The 15,241-nt window shown below is 72.2% G+C and carries 11 protein-coding genes; 5 read left to right on the top strand and 6 right to left on the bottom strand.

From position 1 onward, the window contains the following. Positions 1-108: 108 nt before the first annotated feature. Entirely contained in the window at positions 109-1,068 is a 960-nt protein-coding gene (locus tag ACSNOK_RS10870; RefSeq protein WP_436780406.1) for an SMP-30/gluconolactonase/LRE family protein, read from the bottom strand. Between the two features lie 20 nt (positions 1,069-1,088). Next, positions 1,089-2,492 carry a M1 family metallopeptidase gene (locus ACSNOK_RS10875; RefSeq protein WP_436780407.1) on the bottom strand — a complete coding sequence of 468 codons (1,404 nt, stop codon included), beginning with the start codon at positions 2,490-2,492 and terminating at the stop codon, positions 1,089-1,091. A 279-nt stretch (positions 2,493-2,771) separates the two neighbouring features. On the opposite strand from ACSNOK_RS10875, the gene ACSNOK_RS10880 reads away from it, so the two are divergent. The 5 genes from ACSNOK_RS10880 to ACSNOK_RS10900 all read left to right on the top strand — a co-directional run bounded on the left by ACSNOK_RS10880 (position 2,772) and on the right by ACSNOK_RS10900 (position 9,392). Then, positions 2,772-3,524, top strand: a complete 753-nt coding sequence (locus tag ACSNOK_RS10880; protein WP_436780408.1) for a GntR family transcriptional regulator — start codon at positions 2,772-2,774, stop codon at positions 3,522-3,524. A gap of 399 nt (positions 3,525-3,923) precedes the next feature. Next, entirely contained in the window at positions 3,924-5,576 is a 1,653-nt protein-coding gene (locus ACSNOK_RS10885) for an APC family permease (protein ID WP_436780409.1), read from the top strand. A gap of 190 nt (positions 5,577-5,766) precedes the next feature. Beyond that, complete coding sequence (locus tag ACSNOK_RS10890; RefSeq protein ID WP_436780410.1) at positions 5,767-5,967, top strand: SPOR domain-containing protein; 201 nt, start codon at positions 5,767-5,769, stop codon at positions 5,965-5,967. 270 nt (positions 5,968-6,237) lie between these two features. Next, a complete protein-coding gene (locus tag ACSNOK_RS10895; protein ID WP_436780411.1) occupies positions 6,238-6,651 on the top strand; it encodes an ATP-binding protein in 414 nt (137 codons plus the stop codon). 191 nt (positions 6,652-6,842) lie between these two features. Then, on the top strand, positions 6,843-9,392 hold the full coding sequence (locus ACSNOK_RS10900) for a SpoIIE family protein phosphatase (protein WP_436780412.1): 2,550 nt from the start codon (positions 6,843-6,845) through the stop codon (positions 9,390-9,392). A 154-nt stretch (positions 9,393-9,546) separates the two neighbouring features. On the opposite strand, the gene ACSNOK_RS10905 is transcribed toward ACSNOK_RS10900, so the two are convergent. The 4 genes from ACSNOK_RS10905 to ACSNOK_RS10920 are packed head-to-tail and all read right to left on the bottom strand — an operon-like array spanning position 9,547 to position 15,144. After that, the gene (locus tag ACSNOK_RS10905; RefSeq protein WP_436780413.1) at positions 9,547-11,526 is read right to left on the bottom strand and encodes a TPM domain-containing protein; all 1,980 of its coding nucleotides are present in this window, start codon (positions 11,524-11,526) and stop codon (positions 9,547-9,549) included. Positions 11,527-11,580: 54 nt separating this feature from the next. After that, positions 11,581-12,360 carry a succinate dehydrogenase/fumarate reductase iron-sulfur subunit gene (locus ACSNOK_RS10910; protein WP_436780414.1) on the bottom strand — a complete coding sequence of 260 codons (780 nt, stop codon included), beginning with the start codon at positions 12,358-12,360 and terminating at the stop codon, positions 11,581-11,583. Continuing rightward, positions 12,357-14,288: a fumarate reductase/succinate dehydrogenase flavoprotein subunit gene (locus ACSNOK_RS10915; protein ID WP_436780415.1), complete on the bottom strand. Its 1,932-nt coding sequence runs from the start codon at positions 14,286-14,288 to the stop codon at positions 12,357-12,359. The genes ACSNOK_RS10910 and ACSNOK_RS10915 overlap by 4 nt, the downstream gene beginning before the upstream one ends. A gap of 13 nt (positions 14,289-14,301) precedes the next feature. Further along, a complete protein-coding gene (locus ACSNOK_RS10920) occupies positions 14,302-15,144 on the bottom strand; it encodes a hypothetical protein (protein WP_436780416.1) in 843 nt (280 codons plus the stop codon). Between the last annotated feature and the right edge of the window lie 97 nt (positions 15,145-15,241).

The following is a 15,241-nucleotide window of genomic DNA, read 5'->3' on the forward strand; positions in this document are numbered from 1 at the left end:
GGTCTGCCGCGCGGTTCTCGCCATACATCCCCCCGGATGCTTGCTTTGGCTCCAGCGGCGCGAGCGTAGGTCGGGGCCGTGGGGCGCACGCAAGTGCGCACGCTCCCGTCAGTAGCGGTCCCGCGGTCGCCGTCCGCTCCCGGCCGGGACGCGCGGTGCCCCCGTCACTGACATCAGCAGGGAGTACAGGGACGTCGTGGCGGTGATGAAGAGGCGGTTGTTTTTGGGGCCGCCGAAGGTGATGTTGGAGACGGTTTCGGGGATCAGGAGGCGGCCGATGAGGGTGCCGTCGGGGGTGTAGCAGTGGACGCCGTCGTCGCAGGCGGCGGCCCAGAGGTGGCCCGCGGCGTCGAGGCGGATGTTGTCGAACGTGCCGGGGCCGGGGCGGCAGGTGGCGAAGAGGTCGCCGTCCGAGAGGGTGCCGTCGTCGTGGATGTCGAAGACGCGGATCTCGTTGAGGCGGGTGTCGGCGGCGTAGAGGCGGCGTTCGTCCGGGGAGAGGGCGAGGCCGTTGGGGGCCTGGAAGCCGTCCGCGGCGATGGTCACCGCGCCGGTCGCCGGGTCGATGCGGTAGACGCGGCAGGCGCCGATCTCGCTGTCGGCGCGGTGGCCCTCGTAGTCGGTGAGGATGCCGAAGTCCGGGTCGGAGAACCAGATGGTGCCGTCGGCGCTCGCCACGGCGTCGTTGGGGCTGTTCAGGCGGTGGCCCTGGAAGCGGTCGGCGAGGACGGTGATCGTGCCGTCGGGTTCGGTGCGGGTGACGCGGCGGTTGCCCTGTTCGCAGGTGATCAGGCGGCCCTGGGCGTCGAGGGTGTTGCCGTTGGCGTGGCCGGCGGGGGAGCGGAACGTGCTGACCGCGCCCGTCGTCTCGTCCCAGCGGAGCAGGCGGTCGTTGGGGATGTCGCTCCAGACGAGCTGGCGCCAGGCGGGGAGGTAGAGCGGGCCCTCGGCCCAGCGGCACTCTCCGTACAGCCGATCGAGGCGTGCGTCGCCGTTCACGCAGCGGTCGGTGACGAATCGCTCGTCCAGGATCTCGTATACGCCCCGGAGTACGTGATTGGGCGTCATGTTTCTCCTCGCGGTACGGGTCAGGGCGTCGTCGGTTTTCCGGATGTGTACAGCCACTTCTCGAAGAGGGGCGTCAGGTTCTTGCCCGTCGCCTTGGCGCAGAGGTCCGTGAAATCCGTGGTGCGGACGTTGCCGTGGCGGTGGTCGGTGGTCCAGGTGCGGAGGATGGTGAAGAAAGCCGTGTCGCCGATCGTTTCGCGGAGCTTCTGGAGGGTCATCGCGCCTCGGTAGTAGACCGGGTCGCCGGAGACCTCCTCGGCGGACGGGGGCTTCGCCGGTGCGAAGGACCAGAGGTCGTCCGTTGCCGGCAGGGCGTAGTACTCGGCGAAGGTGTCCGCCGCCGTGGGGCCGCCGTGCTGTTCCTGCCAGAGCCACTCCGCGTAGGTGGCGAAGCCCTCGTTGAGCCACATGTCCTGCCAGGAGCCGGGGGTGACCGAGTCGCCGAACCACTGGTGCGCGATCTCGTGGACCACCGAGATCTCGTCGGGGGCGTGGTTGAAGTAGGGGCGGGTCTGGGTCTCCAGGGCGTAGTCGATCGACGGGCCCGAGCCGATGGTCGCGCCGGTGGAGGAGAAGGGGTACGGGCCGAAGAGGCGGGCGCCCCAGTCGGTCGCGGAGGCGACCCAGGAGGGGACGTCGGCCGCCCGCTTCGCCTGGGCGGTGTGGATGGCCACGGTCTGCGGCACCGTGCCGGCGGCGGTGCGGTCGAGGGTGAAGGAGCCGATGGCGACGGTCGCCAGGTAACTGGCCATCGGCTCGGCGGTGTGCCAGGCGAAAGACGTCCTGCCGTTCGCGGTCTCCTGTTTGCCGAGTTCGCCATTGGAAACGGCGGTCATGCCCTCGGGGACGGTGACGGTCAGGTCGTAGGCGGCCTTGTCGGAGGGGTGGTGGTTGCCGGGGAACCAGGCCATGGAGCCGTTCGGTTCGCCGAGGGCCACGGCGCCGTCGGGGGTCTTGAGCCAGCCTTCCTGGGAGCCGTCGGGGTCGGTGAGCGCCTCGGGGACGCCGTGGTAGCTGATGACGGCGGTGAAGGCGGTGTCGGCGGCCAGTTCCTTGGCGGGGGTGAGTCGCAGGGCGTCTCCGGCGCGGGTGGCGGCGGCCGTGGCGCCGTCGACCGTGGCGCGGTCGATCTGGAGGCCGTGGAAGTCGAGGCTGAAGGAGGACAGCGCCCGGTCGGTGCGGGCGCTGATCTCGGCGGTGCCGGTGAGGCTGCCGTCCTTCGGCTCGTACGTGAGGGAGAGGCCGTAGTGCTCCACCTCGTAGCCGCCGTTGCCCATGGCGGGGAAGAGGGGGTCGCCGACGCCCTTGGCGCCGGCGGTCGCGGAGTCGGCGGGGCGGACGGTCGTGCCGGCGGGGGCGCAGCCCGTGCCGGAGGTGAGCAGCAGGGCGCACAGCAGGGCAGTGGGTGGCGGGAGGCGGCGCACGAGGGCTCCTTAGGATCACCGGTTCCCTGGGTCTTCCGAAGCGGCCGAGGGCCTCGAAGGCCCGGATCGCCTCGATCGCCTGGTACTCCCGAAGATCACTGAGATCGTCCGCATCGTCGCAGATGTGCCATCGGAGAGTGCGTATTGCACGTGCGTCAGGGTGGCGCTCACACCCTTCTGAGCTGCAATTCACCACATCTAGTGATTCCTTGGCCCTCAGTTGCGGATCGCAACCGTGAGTTGCCAAGCTGTTGCGGACCGTCAACCTTGGGAGTGGACGTGGCATTCGGTGACCAGCCCGCATATCTCCGCGTCGCCGGCGATCTCCGTCAGAAGATCGTCGCAGGCGAGCTGCCGCCGCACACCCGCCTTCCCTCGCAGGCCCGCATCCGCGAGCAGTACGGCGTCTCGGACACGGTCGCCCTGGAGGCGCGCAAGGTGCTGATGGCCGAGGGGCTGGTGGAGGGCCGGTCCGGGTCCGGCACCTATGTCAGGGAGCGGCCCGAGCGGCGGGCCGTGGTGCGCACCGGGTACCGGGGGGTGGGGGAGTCCTCGTCCTTCCGCCAGGAGCAGGCCGACCCCCGGGTCAAGGGCACCTGGGAGGCCCGCAGCGAGCAGATGCCCGCGTCGGCCGGGGTCGCCGAGCGGCTGCGGATCGCGCCCGGCGACCGGGTGATGCGCACCGATTACCTCTTCCGCTGCGCCGGCGAGCCGACGATGCTCTCCACCTCCTGGGAGCCGCTCGCCGTCACCGGGCGGACGCCGGTGATGCTGCCCGAGGAGGGGCCGCTGGCGGGCCGTGGCGTGGTCGAGCGGATGGCCGCCATCGACCTGGTCGTCGACAACGTCACCGAGGAGATCAGCGCTCGTCCCGGCCTGGCGCAGGAGACGCTGGCGCTCGGCGGGGTGCCGGGCCACTGCGTTCTCGTCGTCTCGCGGACGTACTTCGCGGGCGGCCGTGCGGTGGAGACGGCGGACGTGGTGATGCTGGCCGAGCGGCATCGGGTCGCCTACCACCTTCCCGTGAAGTAACGCGTAGCGGGTTTCCGGCCGGGGGGCGGGTTCTCGCGCGCCCGCGAGTAACGCGGGTCACTGCGGGCCGGCGGAACCGCTCGGCGTCCGGTTCGCGTACCAGCTGACGGTGACGTGGACGTGTCGTCCTCGTGAACGTTTCCGACGTTCGGCGGAACCGCCGCGTCGGTCAGGGGTGTGGCCGGAAAGGGCCTCTTACGCGCGCCCCTTACCCGAGGGTAGGAACTGCGCGGTATGCACCGCTATGCCCCCATGTAAAGACCCGGTCTCTGATGTTGCAAAACTCACATAGCCCCAGCTCAGGGCCTTTTGGCAGAACCAACTCGGCCAAATCGCTCGTACGATGGCGCGGTTTGTGTCCTGCTGTGGGGGAGTAAGAAAGAAAAGGAGAGCCGGGGCTTGAGTACCGAACAGGGTTCCCACTCCAATTACCGCCGGACCCTCGGTCCGGTGGCCCTGACGGCCGTCGGCCTCGGGTCGATCATCGGCTCCGGCTGGCTCTTCGGTGCCCAGCGGGCCGCCGGTATCGCCGGCCCGGCGGCGATCCTCGCCTGGGTCATCGGCGCCGTCGTGGCGCTGACCATCGCGCTGACCTACAGCGAGCTGGGTGCGATGTTCCCCAAGGCCGGCGGCATGGTCCGCTACGGCCAGTACTCGCACGGCTCGCTCGCCGGCTACCTCGCCGCCTGGGCCAACTGGATCGCGATCGTCTCCGTCATCCCCGGCGAGGCGACCGCCTCCGTCCAGTACATGAGCTCCTGGAAGTGGTCCTGGGCCAAGGAGCTGTACGACGGCAAGGAGCTCACCGGCAGCGGTGTCGCCCTCGCCAGCGTGCTGCTGATCTTCTACTTCTTCCTCAACTGGTTCGCGATCACCCTGTTCGCGAAGACCAACAACGCGATCACCGTCTTCAAGGTCGTCGTTCCGGTCCTGACCGCCGGCGCCCTGATGTGGTCGCACTTCGACACGCACAACATCAAGGTCGCGGGCGGCTTCACGCCCAACGGCTGGAGCGCGGTCTTCACCGCCGTCGCCACGTCCGGCATCGTCTGGGCCTACAACGGCTTCCAGTCCCCGCTGAACATGGCCGGTGAGGCCCGCAACCCGGGCAAGTCGCTGCCGAAGGCCGTCATCGGCTCGATCCTGATCGCGCTGGTCATCTACATCGCGCTGCAGGTCGCCTTCCTGATGGCCGTCCCCGCCGGTGACCTCGGCGGCGGCTGGGACGCCCTCACCTACAAGTCCCCGCTGGCCGACCTGGCCATCGCCTGGGGCCTGAACTGGCTGGCGATCGTCCTCTACGCGGACGCCTTCATCTCCCCCTCCGGCACCGGCATGATCTACGCCGCGACCACCTCGCGCATGATCCACGGCGTCCAGGAGAACGGCCACCTGCCGGCCGTCTTCGGCAAGGTCGACCCGAAGACCGGCGTCCCGCGTCCGGCCCTGCTGCTCAACCTGGTCATCGCCTTCCTCTTCCTCGCCGTCTTCCGCGGCTGGGGCTCGCTGGCCGAGATCGTCTCCATCGCGACCGTCATCTCCTACATCACCGGCCCCGTCGCCGTGATGTCGCTGCGCCGCATCGCCCCGGGCATCACCCGCCCGGTGAAGCTGCGCGCCATGCCCGTCATCGCGCCCATCGCGATGATCTTCGGCTCGCTCGTCCTCTACTGGGGCAAGTGGCCGCTCACCGGCAAGGTCATCCTGATCATGGCGGTCGGTCTGCCGATCTGGGCCTGGTACGAGCTGCGCAAGCCGTGGGACGAGCTCAAGCCGCACCTGAAGGCCGGCGCCTGGATGGTGGCGTACCTGCTGGTCATGGCCTTCGTCTCGTGGGCCGGCGGCAAGGACTACGGCGGCAAGGGCTACCTCGGCGAGGGCTGGGACCTGGTGGTCGTCGCCCTGATCGGCCTGGCCTTCTACATGTGGGGCGTGCGGAGCGCCTGGCGCAACCCCACGCTGGTCGCCGCCGAGAAGGAGATCGCGGAGATCGAGGCCGACGAGGCGATGCTCGAGCCCGAGGACCTGGTCGAGCGGTCGGCCAAGGCGTAAGCCCCGCCCTCGCGCCGCACCTCCCGCCCTCGCGCCGTACCCCCCGCACGCGCCCCGGCCACGTACGCGTGGCCGAATGCGCACCTCTTCGTGAAAACACGTATCCGCTGAGTAAAGGTCGGGCGTACGCTCGGGCATATGCGGACTGCGGTTTCTTCCCGAAGGGTGCGACGGCGGAAGGGCAGGGGCGATGAGTGAGAGCGAACCGGTCCTGCCCTGGCTGGTGATCCGCCAGGACGACAACGGCAATCGCTACCGCGTCGGGCGGTACGCCACCAGGACCGAGGCCGAGCGCGTGGCCGACCGCCTGGACGAGAACCTGGAGGCGGCCCCCGGCAGGCGGGGTCGCCGGCAGCTCTACATAGTCGAACGCGTACGGGTGGCCCCCTGACCGGGGGGCCACCCGCGTCCGTAACGGGGCTCGGCGCGTCCGGCGCGGTCCGGTGCGCCCGCCCCGCGGTGCGCCGCCCCGTCGGCATGGCGCCCCGCCGGTGCGTCACTCCCCGTCCGGTGCGCCGTGTCTTCCGCCGGTGCGCCGCCTTCCCCCATCCGCCGTAGCCCGACTGTGGGCGCGAGCGATACACCGGTCCCCATACCGGGTATGTGCTGATTATTAGCCCCAAGCCGGGCATTCCGGCTGGGTCGCGTCAGCGTCTGGGAAGTGGTCGGCGTGAGCGACAGCGCACTGGCATCGACGCCGGGATTCGCCGAATGGAGCTTCCCCGCCGAGGCCGGCGCGGTGCGCACCGCCCGTACGCTCGTCCGCGACACGCTGCTCTCCTGGGGCCTGGCCGACGTCAGCGACGTCACCGTCCTCCTCGTGAGCGAGCTCGTCACCAACTCCCTGCGGCACGCCACCGGCCCCATCGGCGTCCGGATGTACTCCCGCGCCGGCCGGGTGCTCCAGGTCGAGGTCTCCGATCCGCTGCCCGATCCGCCCCGCGAACGCGTGGCCGAAGCCGACGACGAGGGCGGCCGCGGACTGCAACTCGTCGCACTGGCGTCCCGTCGTTGGGGTACCCGCCGGGGTGACAACGGCAAGACCGTGTGGTTCGAACTGAGCTTGCCAGGTTAGGAACCCGGGGAAGACCCATTGCGGGTCGAGACCGTGCTGTGATCGTGAAGTCCGTGTTCCGAGGGCCTCTCGTGCTGGATACTCGGCCTTCTGATGCCGGTGCGAGCACATGAGCCGGAGGGGACGGGCACGTGAGCGAAAAGCCAGCGGGCGCTGAGGCGGGCAGCCCAGAGGGTAAGGACACCACCTCGATGTGGCAGAACAGCCCGCCCGGATCCCTCTACGACTACATTCGCGTGGCGTCGTTCTCGCTGGGGCCCGACGGCCGGATCGAGCAGTGGAGCGAGCGGGCCGCCGAGCTCTTTGGAATAACTCCGGGGCAGGCGGTCGGCCGGGATCCCCAGGACGTGTTCTCCGCCGCGCAGCAAGGGGTCCTCTTTTCGGGGGACCCGGGAGACCCGGGGCTTCCGGGGGACCTGCCGCCCGGCGACGGCTTCGACGGCCGCGCCCGGACCGGCCTGGTCCCGTACCAGCGCGACGGGCGACAGCAGGGCCTGGCCGAGATCTACGTGATGCCCAGCCGGAACGAGCGCGGCGAACGCGCCGCCCTCTGCGTGGCCGTCGACGTCCGGGCGCTCCAGGGAATAGAGACCGACATCGCGGCGTCCGAAGCCGTTTTCGGCCAATCTCCCCTGGGATTCTTCTTCTTCGGGACGGACCTGCGGCTGCTCCGCGTCAACGAGAGCTTCGCCCAGGCCCTGGGCCGTCCCGTGGCCTGGCACCGGGGGCGAAGGCCGCACGAGTTCCTGCCCCGCACCGAGGCCGAACGGCTGACGCTCGCCCTCCGCCAGGTCCTCGACACGGGCCGGCCGGTGGCCGATCTCCAGCTCATGGGACCCGTGCCCGGCAAGGCCGAACGCCGCCGCTGGTCGGTCTCGCTCTACCGGCTGCACGGCGGCAGCGGGCGGCCCATCGGCGTGGCCGCCATCGCCACCGACGTCACCGGCCGCCGCCGGGCCGAACGCGAGGCCGCCGGCGTCCGGCGCAACCTGGCGCTGCTCAACGAGGCGAGCGCCCGCATCGGCACCTCGCTGGACCTGGAGACCACCGCGCGCGAGCTGCTGGACGTGGCCGTGCCGCAGTTCTGCGACCTCGCCTCCGTCGACCTCTACCAGGGGCTGCTGGCCGGCGACGAGGCGCCGCCCGGCCTGGCCGACGGCAGCGCCGAGCTCCGCCGCGTCGCCTTCGCCAGCGCCGTGTCGGGCGCGCCGGTGACCTCCGACGAGACCGACGAGAAGGCGATCCAGGTCGGCGAGGTGCACCGGTATCCGTTCCACTCACCGTGCGCCGGGGCGCTGCGCACCGCCCAGGTGCAGGCGGTCCCGGGCGGCGGCAGGGAGGGCGGGGACGCGCCCGAGCCGGGGATGTCGGCGCAGTGCACGCTGGCCGTGCCGATGGTCGCCCGGGACACGGTGATGGGGCTGGTGCAGTTCACCCGCACCAAAGGCAGCGAGCCCTTCGGCGAGCGGGAGACGGCCGTCGCTGTCGAGCTGGCCTCGCGGGCGGCGGTCTGCATCGACAACGCCCGGCTGTACCGGCGTGAGCACGAGCGGGCTCTCATCCTCCAGCGCAGCCTGCTGCCCCCCGTCGACCCGGAGGCCGCCGGGCTGGAGATCGCCTGCCGCTATCTGCCCGGCAACGCCGCCACCGAGGTGGGCGGCGACTGGTTCGACGTCATCGAGCTGCCCGGTCACCGGACGGCCCTGGTCGTCGGCGACGTGATGGGCCGCGGTCTGCGGGCCGCCGTCGCCATGGGCGAACTCCGCACGGCCGTACGGACCCTCGCCATGCTGGACATGGAGCCGGCCGAGGTGCTGTCCGCGCTCGACGAGATCGCCCACGGCCTCGGCCGCCCCGGCGGCAAACAGTCCGCCTCGCGCGGGGTGCGGGGGAGCGTGCGCCCCGCGGACCTGTCCGAGGTCTACCTGGCGACGTGCGTCTACGCGGTGTACGACCCGGTCACCCGGCGCTGTACGGTCGCCAACGCCGGGCATCTGCCGCCCGTTCTGGTCGAGGAGGGCAAGCCGGCGCGGCTGCTGGAGGTGCAGCCGGGGATGCCGCTCGGGGTGGGCGGTGAGCTGTTCGAGGAGACCGTTCTCGAACTGCCCGACGGGGCGCTGCTCGCGTTGTACACGGACGGTCTGGTCGAGTCCCGCGACCATCCGCTGGACGAGGGGCTCCAGGCGTTCCGGGACGCCCTCACCGATCCGGCCCGGCCGCTGGAGGACGTCTGCGACCACGTCCTGTCCGCCCTGGACACCCACCATGGCGAGGACGACATCGCCCTGCTGATGGCCCGGTTGCGGGGGCTGCCGCCCGGGCACGTCGGCGACTGGACGCTGCCGCCCGAGCCGCGGTCCGTCGCCCGGGCGCGGGAGCTGGCGCGGGAGATGCTGCCGCAGTGGGGGCTGGAGAGCCTGGTCGACACCACCGAGCTGTTGGTGAGTGAGCTGGTCACCAATGCGCTGCGGTATGGGGAGGGGGACATCCGGCTGCGGCTGCTGCTCGATCGGACGTTGGTGTGCGAGGTGTGGGACGCGGGGTCGGTGCAGCCTCGGCGTCGGCGGGCCCGGGACACGGATGAAGGCGGGCGGGGCCTGCAGCTTGTCGGATTGCTCAGCGCTGCTTGGGGTAGTCGGCGGATTCCTCCGCAGGGGAAGACGGTGTGGTTTGAGCTTGCTTTGCCGGATGGGGAGGCGGGGGCGCCTGATGCGGTTGAGGCTCTCATGAGCCTCTATTGAGGCTCGGGGGGAGTTGCCCCGGTCCCGCCCTTTCGCCGTTTCCCGGGGCTGCGCCCCAGACCCCCTGATCGCGGCTCCGCCGCTCGTCCTCAAACGCCGGACGGGCTGGATGGTGCCGCCTTGGGCGCGCACTCCAGCCCGTCCGGGGCACCCCTCACCGCTCCGGCGCCGCCAGGCGTCCCCGTGTCGCGCCGCCGCCGAATGTCGCCGGGAGCAGGCCCGCCAGGACGATGCCGCCGAGCAGCGCGCCTCCCAGCGCCCGCGCCGGCCGTGCCGCGTCCGGGGCGGAGTGGGCGATGCCGTACACGCCCACGTCCCGTTCGGCGGCGGCCCGTGCCTGGAGGGCGAGCGTTTCCGCGCGGGGGGCCTCGGCGGGGTCGCGGCGGGCCAGGTCCAGGTGGCGTTCGGCCTCGGCGAGGCGGGTGCGGGCGCGGGCGCCGACCGCGCCCCGGTGGGTGGCGATGAAGTCGCGGGCGCCGACCACCCGGGCGCGGGCGGCGAGCAGGGTGCGGGCCGTGCGGGTACGGGTGCGGGCGGCGCGGCCGGGGTCGTCGGGGGGCAGGTCGTCGTCGAGGGCGGCGGCGGCCTCGTCGATGCGGCGGAGGACGGCCCGCGGGTCGATCCGCCGGCAGGCGGCCTCCCGGCGGGCGGCGGTGAGCAGTTCGACGGCGGCGCCCTCCCGGCGGCCCGAGGCCGCGGCGGCGGCCTCCGCGTCCGCCAGGGCGGCGGCCAGCCGCCGGGCCGCGCCGTTGAGTTCGCAGGCGTGCCGGAGCGCGGCGGTGGTCAGGGTGCGGGCCTGGGAGAGGGCGGCCTCGGCGGCGCGTACGGAGACGGCGGCCCGGTCGCGGTCGTCCTCGGCGAGGGCCGTGTGGGCGTCCTCCAGGGCGGCGCCCGCGAAGGCGAGCCGGTCGCGGGCCTCGGCCGGGTACCGCCAGACGGGGGCGAGCGCCTCCTCGGCGCACCGGTGGCGGAGGGCGAACAGGGTGTTCTCGGCGGCGTCGATGCGCGGTTCCAGCTCCCGGGCGACGGCCTCCGCGCGGCCGAGGACGGCCGCCGCGTTGGCCCGCAGTCCGCGCAGCCGGTCGAAGGCCGCCGCCTCGGCGTCCAGCCGCCGGTTGGCGCTGGTGCAGCGGGAGCAGATCTCGTCGAGGGCGTGCCGGCGGAAGTCGTCGTCGTGGAGGGGCGCATCGTCGAGCCGCTGCCGGAGCCGGAAGGCGGCCGCGAGCTCGCCCCGCGCGTAGCCGACGGCCTCGGCGAACGGCAGCGTGGCCGCCTCGCCGAGCTGGGCGAGTGCGAAGGTCAGCTCCTCCGCGCTGGTGCGGACCGCGTCGTCGGTCGCGACGAGGTTGAGGGACGCCTCCGTCTCCAGGTCGGGCAGCGGGGTGAGCGGCTGGGCCATCCGGGCGAGGCCCGGCTCGGTGGAGGCGGAGACGGTGACGGGCGCGCGGAACGGGACGACGGTGACCCGCCGGCGGGCCCGGCGGCGCCGGTGGCGGCGCAGCAGCAGCCCGGCCAGGCAGAGCAGCGCCCCGGCCGCGACCGGCACCCAGAACCGCCGGTCGCCCGGGAGCAGCCCGCTGCTCCCCGGGTCGCTGGGGCCGGGGACGATGACGGGCGGCCGGACGGCCTGCCCGGCCAGGACGGACCGGTAGCCGTCGGCGGCGCCGATCGCCGCCCCGGCCCAGTCGTGTGCCTTCAGGGCGGGGGCGATGGCGACGGTGGCGACCTGCCGGAGCTGGTCGGCGCGGAAGCCGGAGTCCTGGGCGGCGGAGACGGCGAACTGCCGGGGGGAGGTGGCGACGGCGAGCAGGACGTCCTGGGGGCCCAGGCCGTTGCGGTCGGCGGTGGCGTCGGCCCACTCGCGGCCGGTGCGGCCGGAGAAGTCGTGCACGTAGGTGACGTAGAGCCGGACGTGCCGGCCCGCCAGCCGGGCGAGGGCGGCCTCGACCTGGGGCCGGCGGCGGCCGAGCGCGCCGACCGTGTCGGTGATGTGCCCGGTGGCGTCCAGGTCGAGCGGCGTTTCGGCACGGGCGACGGACGGCGCCGGGAGGAGGAGGACGCACAGCGCGAACAAGGCGCCGGCGATGGCCGGGCCCGGCGCCCCGGGCCCGTACCGCCTCAAAAGCCGCGTCACACTTCGGAGGGTATGACCGGTTTGCCGGAGCCGCTACCGGGACGGTGTGTGGTATTACGCTCCGTGCTGGGAGCCCCGGCGGCGGATCTTGTTGCCCAGCCACACCAGCGGGTCGTAGGAGCGGTCGACCACCCGCTCCTTCAGCGGGATCAGCGCGTTGTCCGTGATTTTGATGTGTTCAGGGCAGACCTCCGTGCAGCACTTGGTGATGTTGCAGTAGCCGAGCCCGTGGTCCTCCCGGGCCGCTGCCTTGCGGTCGATGCCCGCCTCGGCGGCGGCGTCCAGCGGGTGCATGTCCAGCTCGGCGACGCGCATCAGGAAGCGCGGCCCGGCGAACGCCGGCTTGTTCTCCTCGTGGTCACGCACCACATGGCAGGTGTTCTGGCACAGGAAGCACTCGATGCACTTGCGGAACTCCTGAAGCCGGTCCACGTCCTGCTGCCGCATCCGGTACTCGCCGGGCTTCAGCTCCGGCGGCGGGGCGAACGACGCCACGTCCCGCGCCTTCGCGTAGTTGTACGACACGTCCGTCACCAGGTCGCGGACGACCGGGAAGGCCCGCATCGGCGTCACCGTGACGGTCTCCTCCGGGTCGAACACCGACATCCGCGTCATGCACATCAGCCGCGGCCGGCCGTTGATCTCCGCGCTGCACGAACCGCACTTGCCCGCCTTGCAGTTCCAGCGGACGGCGAGGTCCGGCGCGGCGGTGGCCTGGAGCCGGTGGATGATGTCGAGGACGACCTCACCCTCGTTGACGGCGACCTCGTAGTCGGTGAGGCCCCCGCCGCCGGCGTCGCCCCGCCACACTTTGAAGCGGGCCTGATAACTCATCGGGTGAGCTCCTCGTCCGTCAGGTACTTCTTCAGTTCGTCCTTCTCGAACAGCTCCAGCAGGTCGGGGCGCATCGCCGGCGGCTCCTGCCGCTCCAGCCGGATGCGGCCCAGCGCCGGGTCCTCGGCGGCCGGCTCGGTGCTGTCGTCGGCCAGCCGGCAGACCAGGCGCGCTTTCCGCCAGCGCCGGTCCATGCCCGGGTGGTCGTCGCGGGTGTGCCCGCCGCGGCTCTCGGTCCGCTCCAGCGCCGCCCGCGCCACGCACTCGCTGACCAGCAGCATGTTCCGCAGGTCCAGCGCCAGGTGCCAGCCCGGGTTGAACTGCCGGTGCCCCTCGACCCCGGCCCGCCGGGCGCGGGCCCGCAGCCCGGACAGCCGGCGCAGCGCCTCCTCCATCTCGGGCGCCTTCCGGATGATCCCCACCAGGTCGTTCATCGCCTGCTGGAGCTCCTGGTGCAGGGCGTACGGGTTCTCGGCGGCCCCGCCGGTGCTCTCCTCGGCGCCGAACGGCCGCAGCGCCTCCGCCTCCGCCGAGGCCACGTCCGCGTCGGAGACCGCCGGTCGCTGCGCCGCGTCCAGCTCCGCCGCGTACCGGGCCGCGTACAGCCCGGCGCGCCGCCCGAACACCAGCAGGTCGGAGAGGGAGTTGCCGCCGAGCCGGTTGGAGCCGTGCAGCCCGCCCGCCACCTCGCCGGCCGCGAACAGGCCGGGCACCCCGACCGCCGCCGCCGTGTCCGGGTCGACCTCGACGCCACCCATCACGTAGTGGCAGGTGGGGCCGACCTCCATGGGCTCCGCGGTGATGTCCACGTCCGCCAGCTCCTTGAACTGGTGGTGCATGGACGGCAGTTTGCGGCGGATCACCTCGGCCGGCATCCGCGTCGAGACGTCCAGGAACACCCCGCCGTGCGGTGAGCCCCGGCCCGCCTTCACCTCGGAGTTGATCGCGCGCGCCACCTCGTCGCGCGGCAGCAGCTCCGGCGGCCTGCGGTGGTGCTCGGGGTCGGTGTACCAGCCGTCGGCCTCGTCCTCCGTCTCCGCGTACTTCTCCTTGAAGACGTCCGGGACGTAGTCGAACATGAACCGCTTGCCGTCGCTGTTCCGCAGCACCCCGCCGTCGCCGCGCACCGACTCGGTGACGAGGATGCCCTTCACGGACGGCGGCCAGACCATGCCGGTCGGATGGAACTGGACGAACTCCATGTTCACCAGCCGGGCCCCGGCCAGCAGCGCCAGGGCGTGCCCGTCGCCGGTGTACTCCCAGGAGTTGGACGTCACCTTGAAGGACTTGCCGATCCCGCCGGTGGCCAGCACCACGGCCGGTGCCTCCAGGACCAGGAACCGGCCGGACTCGCGCTCGTAGCCGAAGACGCCGGACACCCGGCCGCGGTCGCGGAGCACCCGGGTCACCGTGCACTCCTGGAACACCTTCAGCCCGGCCTCGTAATCGCCGTGCCGCCGGAAGTCCTCCTGCTGAAGGGAGACGACCTTCTGCTGGAGCGTGCGGATCAGCTCCAGGCCCGTCCGGTCGCCCACGTGCGCCAGCCGCGGGTACTCGTGCCCGCCGAAGTTCCGCTGGGAGATCCGCCCGTCCGGCGTCCGGTCGAAGACCGCCCCCCAGGTCTCCAGCTCCCACACCCGGTCCGGGGCCTCCTGCGCGAGCAGCTCGGCCATCCGCCAGTCGTTGAGGAACTTGCCCCCGCGCAGCGTGTCGCGGAAGTGCACCTGCCAGTTGTCGTTCGCGTTGACATTGCCCATGCAGGCGGCGATGCCGCCCTCGGCCATCACCGTGTGCGCTTTGCCGAACAGTGATTTGCAGATCACCGCGCAGCGCAGTCCCTGCTCACGGGCCTCGATCGCGGCACGCAGCCCGGCGCCCCCGGCGCCCACCACGACCACGTCCCACGACTGCCGGTCCACCCGAGTCATCAGTAGGTCTCTCCTAGAAGAAGCGCGGATCGTCGAACACACCGCCGGCGACCAGGTACACGTACAGGTCGGCCAGCGCGACGCTGGCCAGGGACGCCCAGGCGAGCGGCATGTGACGGGCGTTCAGCCGGCTCACCACGCCCCACATGCGGTAGCGCACGGGGTGCTTGGAGAAGGTGCGCAGACGCCCGCCGACGATGTGCCGGCACGAGTGACAGGAGAGCGTGTACGCCCAGATCAGGGCGATGTTGGCGACCATGACCAGGGTGCCGAGGCCCATGTGGCCCCACGCGCCGCGCTCGTCGCGGAAGGCGAGGACGGCGTCGTAGGTGAGGATGCCCGCGACGATCACCGCGAAGTAGAAGAAGTACCGGTGGACGTTCTGGAGGATCAGCGGGAAGCGGGTCTCCCCGGTGTACTTCGCGTGCGGCTCGGCGACCGCGCAGGCCGGGGGAGAGGCCCAGAACCCGCGGTAGTACGCCTTGCGGTAGTAGTAGCAGGTCAGCCGGAAGCCCAGCGGGAAGATCAGGATCAGCAGCGCGGGCGACAGGGCCCACCAGGATCCGAAGAGCTCCCAGTCGGCGCCGTCCTTCATCGGGACGCAGCGCTCGGCGAGGCAGGGCGAGTAGAACGGCGAGACGTACGGCGCGGCGTAGTAGCGCTCGTCGGCGAACGCCCGCCAGGTGGAGTAGACGACGAACGCCAGCAGCCCGGCCGCCGTGGCCGCGGGCGGCAGCCACCAGCGGTCGCGGCGCAGGTGGCGGGGGGCGATCGCGGCGCGTGAGGAGTGATGGACGCCGCCGCTCGCCGGGGAGCCGGCGGCGGCGGACGGTCTGGGGTCGGTGCCAGTGGACAAGAGGACTCCGTCGAGGAGCGGGGGTGTGGGGACGGCCTGGGCTCCGGGCGTGGGGGCCCGGAGGGGCCGAGAACGGAGGGGCCGGGAGGGGGGGCGG

This window comes from Streptomyces sp. URMC 126 (genome assembly GCF_051386555.1).
In the GTDB taxonomy this organism is placed as follows: Bacteria; Actinomycetota; Actinomycetes; order Streptomycetales; family Streptomycetaceae; genus Streptomyces.